7 protein-coding genes are annotated in these 7714 nt (G+C 61.1%); 5 read left to right on the top strand and 2 right to left on the bottom strand.

All coding sequences use genetic code 11. The features are described 5' to 3' along the window. On the top strand, positions 1-407 hold a 407-nt coding region (locus D6877_RS04660; protein WP_130910021.1), incomplete at its 5' end, for a helicase HerA-like domain-containing protein. 90 nt (positions 408-497) lie between these two features. Here the strand turns inward: D6877_RS04660 and D6877_RS04665 are convergent. Then, positions 498-953 carry a DciA family protein gene (locus D6877_RS04665; protein ID WP_110646619.1) on the bottom strand — a complete coding sequence of 152 codons (456 nt, stop codon included), beginning with the start codon at positions 951-953 and terminating at the stop codon, positions 498-500. A gap of 308 nt (positions 954-1261) precedes the next feature. On the opposite strand from D6877_RS04665, the gene secA reads away from it, so the two are divergent. From secA to D6877_RS04685, 4 genes are all read left to right on the top strand, one after another. After that, positions 1262-4003, top strand: a complete 2742-nt coding sequence (gene secA, locus D6877_RS04670; RefSeq protein WP_130910013.1) for a preprotein translocase subunit SecA — start codon at positions 1262-1264, stop codon at positions 4001-4003. Positions 4004-4125: 122 nt separating this feature from the next. After that, positions 4126-5343, top strand: a complete 1218-nt coding sequence (argJ, locus tag D6877_RS04675; protein ID WP_130910014.1) for a bifunctional glutamate N-acetyltransferase/amino-acid acetyltransferase ArgJ — start codon at positions 4126-4128, stop codon at positions 5341-5343. A 178-nt stretch (positions 5344-5521) separates the two neighbouring features. Next, positions 5522-6154: a glutathione S-transferase family protein gene (locus D6877_RS04680; RefSeq protein ID WP_130888828.1), complete on the top strand. Its 633-nt coding sequence runs from the start codon at positions 5522-5524 to the stop codon at positions 6152-6154. Further along, complete coding sequence (locus D6877_RS04685; RefSeq protein WP_130910015.1) at positions 6151-7095, top strand: Nudix family hydrolase; 945 nt, start codon at positions 6151-6153, stop codon at positions 7093-7095. Before D6877_RS04680 ends, D6877_RS04685 begins: the two co-directional genes overlap by 4 nt. Before the next feature lie 122 nt (positions 7096-7217). Here D6877_RS04685 and D6877_RS04690 read toward each other — a convergent pair. After that, positions 7218-7714: cob(I)yrinic acid a,c-diamide adenosyltransferase (locus tag D6877_RS04690; protein WP_130910022.1), on the bottom strand; the 497-nt coding region annotated here is incomplete at its 5' end.

A 7714-nucleotide genomic window follows, 5' to 3' on the forward strand; every position in this document is an offset into this window, starting at 1 on the left:
GTATTGGTGAGGCGCTGGTCGGCACGCTGACCGAGAAGGGCACGCCGGAAATGGTTCAGCGCGTGCTGGTGGCACCGCCGCAGTCGCGGATCGGCCCGCTGACTGCAACCGAGCGCACCGTGCTGATCGCCGGCTCGCCATTCAAGGGCCGCTATGACAAGCCGATCGATCGTGAGTCGGCCTATGAGATCTTGATGGGACGCAAAGGGCTGGCGCCCGAGGCCGAAACACAGGCAGGCAAAGCCGCAGCCGAAGAGCCGAGCCTGGCTGATCGTGCGGGAGAATTCCTCGGCACGGCGGCAGGGCAGGCGTTGAAATCGGCGATGCGTCAGGCGGCCAATAATCTCGGCAAGCAGTTGGTGCGCGGGTTGATGGGGTCTTTATTGGGCGGCAGCAAGCGCCGCTAAAAGCAAAGATCGCAGCCTTCGGCAGCTCCTACAGTTGAAATGCATTCATTCTGTAGGAGCTGCCGAAGGCTGCGATCTTTTGCTTTTACTTCAGGCTTTACCTTTGGCATGCGCCGCCAGCCGCTCCAGCGCCGCGCGCAATCCCGGATCGCTGATCCCGTCGGCCGTCGACTGAATCGTCTCCGCCGCACTGCTCGACAGATCCATCGTGTGCCCAACCGCCCGGTGCTGAATGATCGGCGGGCGCACGCTGAATTTGATCCGCGTCAGGTTGGCGAACTCTTCGAACAATTGCAGCTGCCGTTGCAGGCGTTTCTGCTGATAGCGCAGGCGCGTCGCCCAATGGCCGTCAGTGACCACCAGCGACAGCTCGCCTTCGCGCCATTTGGCCACCCGGCAATGCTCGCGGGCGGCCGGTTGCAGCTGGCTTTCGAGCAGGCGCTGCAAATGCTCCAGGCGCTGGGCATGGCCGAGGATGGCTTTGAGCGGTTTGGCTTCACGTAACAGAACGGCGGGTGCTCTGGCCGTGAGAGGGCGAAACGCCATGATTGAACACCTGAGATAACAGAGGCGCCATGTTAGCAGAAAGCTGCGGAACCTCTGGGCCATTGCTTTTGTCCCTGATTTGCTCATTAAATCAACGCCTGACTTCTTTCCCCCGACGGGTTGAAGTTGAGCAAAACGCCCCTATTTTAAGTGAGCCCCGTCAAAGCGCAGTGCCAGCATCGTGGAACATCGCCACTTTCCTCACCACCGTTTCCGGGTAGAATGCTCGTTCGCATGCGGCCATGAGGGCTGCACGGGCGACTCACGGGGCCGCCCTCCATCCCTTTAGTGTGGAAGATCCTGCCGATATGTTTGCGCCTTTGTTAAAGAAACTTTTTGGAAGCAAGAACGAGCGTGAAGTCAAACGCATGCTCAAGACGGTGCAGCTCGTCAATGCCTTCGAAGAGCAAATGGTGGCCCTTTCGGACGATCAATTGCGCGCCAAGACCGCCGAGTTCAAGGCCCGTATTGCCAAAGGGGAAACCCTCGACAAGCTGTTGCCGGAAGCCTTCGCCGTAGCCCGCGAGGCCGGCAAGCGTGTGATGGGCATGCGCCACTTCGACGTACAACTCGTCGGCGGCATGACCCTGCACGAAGGCAAGATTGCCGAAATGCGCACCGGTGAGGGCAAGACCCTCGTGGCCACCCTGGGTGTTTACCTCAACGCACTGTCCGGCAAGGGCGTGCACGTTGTGACCGTGAACGACTACCTGGCCCGCCGTGACGCCAACTGGATGCGCCCGCTGTATGAATTCCTCGGCCTGACCGTCGGCGTCGTGACGCCGTTCCAGCCGCCGGAAGAGAAGCGCGCCGCCTACGCCGCCGACATCACCTACGGCACCAACAACGAATTCGGTTTCGACTACCTGCGCGACAACATGGCGTTCAGCATGGATGAAAAATTCCAGCGCGAACTCAACTTTGCCGTGATCGACGAAGTCGACTCCATCCTCATCGACGAAGCGCGTACCCCGCTGATCATTTCCGGTCAGGCCGAGGACAGCTCCAAGCTGTACACCGAGATCAACAAACTGATCCCGCAGCTGGAACTGCACGTCGAGGAAGTCGAAGGCCAGGTCACCAAGGCTGGCCACTACACCGTTGACGAAAAGACCCGTCAGGTCGAACTCAACGAAGCCGGTCACCAGTTCATCGAAGAAATGCTCACCCGCGTCGGCCTGCTGGCCGAAGGCGAGAGCCTGTACTCGGCGCACAACCTCGGTCTGCTGACCCATGTCTACGCCGGTCTGCGTGCGCACAAGCTGTTCAACCGCAACATCGAATACATCGTCCAGGACGGTCAGGTCGTACTGGTCGACGAACACACCGGTCGTACCATGCCGGGTCGTCGTCTGTCCGAAGGCCTGCACCAGGCCATCGAAGCCAAGGAAGGCCTGAACATCCAGGCCGAGAGCCAGACCCTGGCCTCGACCACCTTCCAGAACTACTTCCGTCTGTACACCAAGCTGTCCGGCATGACCGGTACCGCCGACACCGAAGCGTTCGAATTCCACCAGATCTACGGTCTGGAAGTCATGGTCATTCCGCCGAACAAGCCGTTGGCGCGTAAAGACTACAACGACCTGGTGTTCCTCACCGCCGAAGAGAAATACGCGGCGATCGTGGCCGACATCAAGGAAAGCATGGCGGCCGGTCGTCCGGTGCTGGTGGGTACCGCGACCATCGAGACCTCCGAGCACATGTCCGCATTGCTCGTCAAAGAAGGCATCGAACACAAGGTTCTCAACGCCAAGTTCCACGAAAAAGAAGCCGAAATCATCGCTCAGGCCGGTCGTCCGGGTGCGCTGACCATCGCCACCAACATGGCCGGTCGTGGTACCGACATCCTGTTGGGCGGCAACTGGGAAGTGGAAGTCGCTTCGCTGGAAAACCCAACCCCTGAGCAGATCGCCCAGATCAAGGCCGACTGGCAGAAGCGTCACCAGCAGGTGCTGGAGTCCGGCGGCTTGCAGGTCATCGCTTCCGAGCGTCACGAATCGCGCCGTATCGACAACCAGCTGCGTGGCCGTGCCGGCCGTCAGGGCGATGCCGGTTCGAGCCGCTTCTACCTGTCGCTGGAAGACAGCCTGATGCGCATCTTCGCCTCTGACCGGGTGAAGAACTTCATGAAAGCCCTGGGCATGCAGCCGGGCGAAGCGATCGAACACCGCATGGTGACCAACGCGATCGAGAAGGCGCAGCGCAAGGTTGAAGGCCGCAACTTCGACATCCGCAAGCAACTGCTCGAGTTCGACGACGTCAACAACGAACAGCGTAAAGTGATCTATCACATGCGTAACACGTTGCTGGCCGCCGACAACATCGGTGAGACCATCGCCGATTTCCGTCAGGACGTGCTCAACGCTACCGTCAGCGCGCACATTCCGCCGCAATCGCTGCCAGAACAGTGGGACGTTGCCGGTCTGGAAGCGTCGATCGAAAGCGATTTCGGCGTGAAACTGCCGATCCAGCAATGGCTCGACGAAGACGATCACCTGTACGAAGAAACCCTGCGCGAGAAGCTCATGACCGAGCTGATGGCGGCGTACAACGAGAAAGAAGATCAGGCCGGTGCCGAGGCGCTGCGCTCGTTCGAGAAGCAGATCGTCCTGCGCGTACTCGACGACCTGTGGAAAGACCACCTGTCGACCATGGATCACCTGCGTCACGGCATTCACCTGCGTGGCTATGCGCAGAAGAACCCGAAGCAGGAATACAAGCGCGAGTCGTTCACGCTGTTCTCCGAGCTGCTCGATTCGATCAAGCGCGACTCGATCCGCGTGCTCTCGCACGTTCAGGTGCGCCGCGAAGATCCGGAAGCCGAAGAGCAACGCCTGCGTCAGGAAGCCGAAGCACTGGCTGCGCGCATGCAGTTCGAACACGCCGAAGCGCCTGGGCTGGATCAGCCGGAAGCGTTGGGTGAAGAGGTCGATGTGGCTCTCGCCACTGCCGCTGCCCCGGTGCGCAACGAGCAGAAGCTGGGCCGCAACGAACTGTGCTACTGCGGTTCGGGCAAGAAATACAAGCATTGCCACGGGCAGATCCAGTAAAACCCGTTTCAATCGCTGAACACCCCGCGCCGCGACCGGCTCCTGCCGTCGCGGCGTTTTGCCATTTATCCCACCGTCCTTTTCCGTGACGGTGCTGACATCATTGAGTAAGGAGCGCATTCATGGCTGTTGGTCTTGGTCCTTTGCCAACGTTGCACCCGGTTGCCGGTTTTGAACTCGGTATCGCCTCGGCCGGCATCAAGCGTCCGGGGCGCAAGGATGTGGTAGTGATGCGCTGTGCTGAAGGTTCGACCGTGGCTGGCGTGTTCACCCTGAACGCGTTCTGCGCCGCGCCGGTGATCCTGGCGAAAAAGCGCGTACAGAACGCCGTGCGTTACTTGCTGACCAACACCGGCAATGCCAACGCCGGCACCGGCGAACCGGGCCTGGCTGCCGCCGAGCGCACCACCGCTAAATTGGCTGAGCTGACCGGCGTCGATGCCAGCCAGATTCTGCCGTACTCCACTGGCGTGATCGGCGAGCCGCTGCCGGTCGAGAAGATCGAAGGCGCGCTGCAAGCTGCGCTGGATGATCTGTCGGAGAATAACTGGGAAGCCGCCGCCACTGGCATCATGACCACCGACACGCTGCCGAAGGGCGCCAGCCGCCAGTTCGAGCATGACGGCGTGACCATCACCGTCACCGGCATCAGCAAAGGCGCCGGCATGATTCGCCCGAACATGGCGACCATGCTGGGTTACATCGCCACCGACGCCAAAGTCTCCCGCGAGGTGCTGCACAACCTGATGCTCGACGGCGCCAACAAGTCGTTCAACCGCATCACCATCGACGGCGACACCTCGACCAACGATTGCTGCATGCTGATCGCCACTGGCAAGGCCGCGCTGCCTGAGATCACCCGCGCTGAAGGCGAGCTGTTCGCCAAGCTGAAGCAAGCGGTGTTCGAAGTGTGCATGGACGTCGCCCAGGCCATCGTGCGTGACGGCGAAGGCGCGACCAAGTTCGTTACCGTTGAAGTGAATGGCGGCGGCAACCACCAGGAATGCCTGGACGTCGGTTACACCGTGGCCCATTCGCCGCTGATCAAGACCGCGCTGTTTGCCTCCGACCCGAACTGGGGCCGCATCCTTGCCGCCGTCGGCCGTGCGGGTGTGCCGGACCTGGACGTGAGCAAGATTGATGTATTCCTCGGCGACGTGTGCATCGCTAGCCGTGGCGCCCGCGCCGCGACCTACACTGAAGCCCAGGGCTCGGCGGTGATGCAGCAGGAAGAAATCACCATTCGCATCGAACTGGGGCGCGGTGATTGCAGCGAAATCATCTGGACCACCGACCTGTCGCATGAGTACGTGAAGATCAACGCTGAATACCGTACTTGATTCAAGGTGTGGGAGTGGGCTGCCGGCCTCTTCGCGAGCAAGCTCGCTCCCACAGTGGTTACGGCCGTTCGCAAATGTTGTGTACACCTCAGAACCTGTGGGAGCGAGCTTGCTCGCGAAAGCGGAGGTTGCGACACAATAAATCTTGAAGTTTCCTCTGACGAAAAGGCGCCACACCATGTCCCTGCACCTGATCATCGGCGACAAACTGCTTTCCTCCTGGTCCCTGCGTGCGGCGCTGGCGCTTGAACTGACCGGCGCACCCTACAGCGAAGAGCTGATCAAGCTCGGCAAGCCCGACACCCGCGAGCGCCTGCTCAAGCATTCGCCGACCGGCAAGGTGCCGCTGCTGCAAACCACCCGTGGCACGATTGCCGATTCGCTGGCCATCGCTGAATACCTCGCTGAGCAGTTTCCGTCCGAGCAACTCTGGCCGAGCGATACCTTCGCCCGCGCCCAGGCCCGCTCGGCCTGCGCACAGATGCACAGCGGCTTCTTCGCCATGCGCAATCACATGCCGTTCAACCTGAGCCAGGACGCACCGCTGAACCCGGTGCCGCCAGAAGTGAAGGTCGATATCGAACGCATGCTCGCGCTGTGGGCCGAATGCCGCGCGGCAGCGACGGAAGAGGGGCCTTACCTGTTCGGTCGTGTCAGCCTCGCCGACGCTTTTTTCGCGCCGATCGCCGTGCGCCTGCGCACCTATCAGGTGAAGTTGCCGGCAGTCGACGAAGCTTATGTTGAAACCGTCTACCAATGGCCCGCCTTCAAAGCGTGGCAAAAGGCTGGACTGGAGGAATTGAACCCGTGAAACGCGTCCACGTCGCCGCTGCCGTCATTCGTGACGGCGCCGGCAAAATCCTTATCGCCCGCCGTGCCGACACCCAGCATCAGGGCGGCTTGTGGGAATTTCCCGGTGGCAAGGTCGAGGCTGACGAGTCGGTCGAATCGGCACTGGCTCGTGAGCTGCACGAAGAGCTGGGCATCGTCGTTGATGCTGCGCGTCCGCTGATCAAGGTTCGCCACGATTACCCGGACAAACAGGTGTTGCTGGATGTCTGGGAAGTCTCGGCGTTCAGCGGCGAACCCCACGGCGCGGAAGGTCAGCCACTGGCCTGGGTCAGCGCCAAGGAGTTGATCAACTATGAGTTCCCGGCGGCCAACCAGCCGATCGTCGCGGCGGCGCGTTTGCCTGCCGAATACCTGATCACTCCGGAGGATCTGGAAGGCCCGGCCTTGTTGCGCGGCATTCAGAAGGCGATCGCCGGCGGCATCAAATTGATCCAGCTGCGCGCACCCAACGGCTACGACCCGAAATACCGTGATCTGGCGGTCGATGCGGTGGGCCTGTGTGCGGGCAAGGCACAGTTGATGATCAAAGGGCCGTTCGAATGGCTCGGCGATTTCCCGTCTGCCGGTTGGCACATCACCGCGACACAGCTGCGTAAATACGCAGCGGCAGGACGTCCGTTGCCGGCGGAGCGCTGGCTCGCGGCGTCGTGCCATAACGCTGAAGAGCTGGCGCTGGCCGAGCAGATGGGCGTCGACTTTGTCACCCTGTCGCCGGTGCAGCCGACGCTGACGCACCCGGATGCACAGCCGTTGGGGTGGGAGCAGGCGCAGGCGTTGATCGACGATTTCAGTAAACCGGTGTTTCTGCTCGGTGGAGTAGGGCCGGCGGAACGCGAGAAGGCTTGGGGTGTTGGGGCTCAGGGTGTGGCGGGGATTCGGGCGTTTTGGCCAGAAGCTTGATTCTCGATTGAGGCTAGCGGCCTCTTCGCGAGCAGGCTCGCTCCCACAGTGGATTGCATTTCTTCAGTCAGAACGCAGTCAAATGTGGGGGCGAGCCTGCTCGCGAAGCGTCCTGACAGGCGCTACTTTCCTTCAGGTTTCGCAGCCGGCTGCCAGAGAATCTCCGCGACTCCCTGCCGCCGCGCAATCAACCGCGCCACAACAAACAGCAAATCCGACAACCGATTGATATACGCCAGGCCAACCCCGGCCAATGGCTCAATCGAGTTCAAATGCTGACAGCGGCGCTCGGCACTGCGCGCCAGACTGCGGCAGACATGTGCCTGCGCAATCAACATCGAACCACCTGGCAAGATGAAGTTCTCCAGCGGCCCCAGCTCTTCATTCCACACATCAATCGCCGCTTCCAGACGCTCGATTTCAGCCTCGTTCAGTGCCTGATATTCAGGCATCGCCAACTCGCCGCCCAGGTCGAACAAGCGATGCTGACACGGCGCCAACACCTCAATGATTTCATTCAGCCCCGGATGCAACTCTCGCTCGGCGATCAAACCGGCCAGCAGTACGCCGACCTGACTGTTCAGCGTATCGACCTCGCCAATCGCCTCGATGCGCGGGT

This window comes from Pseudomonas sp. Sample_9 (genome assembly GCF_004307535.1).
Taxonomy (GTDB): Bacteria; Pseudomonadota; Gammaproteobacteria; order Pseudomonadales; family Pseudomonadaceae; genus Aquipseudomonas; species Aquipseudomonas mercuritolerans.

Coding starts and splice junctions, on each gene's coding strand:
- D6877_RS04665 (WP_110646619.1), bottom strand. CDS start 953: ATGGCGTTTCGCCCTCTCACGGCCAGAGCACCCGCCGTTCTGTTACGT.
- secA (WP_130910013.1), top strand. CDS start 1,262: ATGTTTGCGCCTTTGTTAAAGAAACTTTTTGGAAGCAAGAACGAGCGT.
- argJ (WP_130910014.1), top strand. CDS start 4,126: ATGGCTGTTGGTCTTGGTCCTTTGCCAACGTTGCACCCGGTTGCCGGT.
- D6877_RS04680 (WP_130888828.1), top strand. CDS start 5,522: ATGTCCCTGCACCTGATCATCGGCGACAAACTGCTTTCCTCCTGGTCC.